An 843-nucleotide genomic window follows, 5' to 3' on the forward strand; every position below is an offset into this window, starting at 1 on the left:
GCGGGGTGGAGCAGCCCGGTAGCTCGTCAGGCTCATAACCTGAAGGCCGCAGGTTCAAATCCTGCCCCCGCAACCAAAATATCTCGTGTTTACAAACGCTTATGCGCCGCCCTCCGGGGCGGCGTTTGCGTTTGCAACTCCCGTGGAAGCACTGTGGAAGCAAGAGGGGCCGAAGTCCTTCGAAGCAAAGCGAAAACTGCGATGGCTCCTTCACATAGACAGGTAGCGCGGACCACAAACAACACACTCAAACGAACGTTCACGTAAACGGTGCGGCTGCGAGAATATCTGGACCCTGGACGATTACATTGCACCATCGCTTTGCCCGGGTAATTGCGTTGTAGAGTAGGCGACGCTTGTGTTCGGCATCGCCGCCCACCTGATACGGCCAGAGGACCACGACGCCATCGAACTCCCTGTTTTTGGCCTGCTGTACAGTCATCGCAGTCAGTTGATGCGACGCGCCGCCACCGTGCTGCCGTTGCAGCGAAACCCGCCGCGCAATGACGGCTTCGATTTCCGCGCGGGTAAAGTTCGTCCGTCCGCATGCGTGAACTTGGATCTCGACCCACGACAGTGCCGCACGCACGGGTCCATTTTGCTGCATTGCCCGTAGTGCTTCGCGTGCAGCCGCTGCTGGCACGGCGGCAGCAAGATCGAGAGTTGAGATTATGGCCTGCGCCTCGTCGCTATCGTTTCCTTCCCAATGAACGATGTAAGGCCCGTTATTGTGTTTGCCGCACGGTCCCGTAGCTAGCCGGGCAACGGTAATCCTCCCCGTTTTAACGGGGTGCAGCAGTAGACTTCAGGCAGCCATCTTCAGTTTCTGGGCGGGTGTGATGC

General features: G+C 58.5%; 1 protein-coding gene. It reads right to left on the reverse strand.

Features of this window, described 5'->3' with window-relative positions:
* Nucleotides 1-259: 259 nt before the first annotated feature.
* Nucleotides 260-589, reverse strand: a complete 330-nt coding sequence (locus tag K1Y73_RS22145) for an ATP-binding domain-containing protein (RefSeq protein WP_225030536.1) — start codon at nucleotides 587-589, stop codon at nucleotides 260-262.
* Between the last annotated feature and the right edge of the window lie 254 nt (nucleotides 590-843).

It is taken from the genome of Xinfangfangia pollutisoli (assembly GCF_020179405.1).
Lineage (GTDB): Bacteria > Pseudomonadota > Alphaproteobacteria > Rhodobacterales > Rhodobacteraceae > Pseudogemmobacter > Pseudogemmobacter pollutisoli.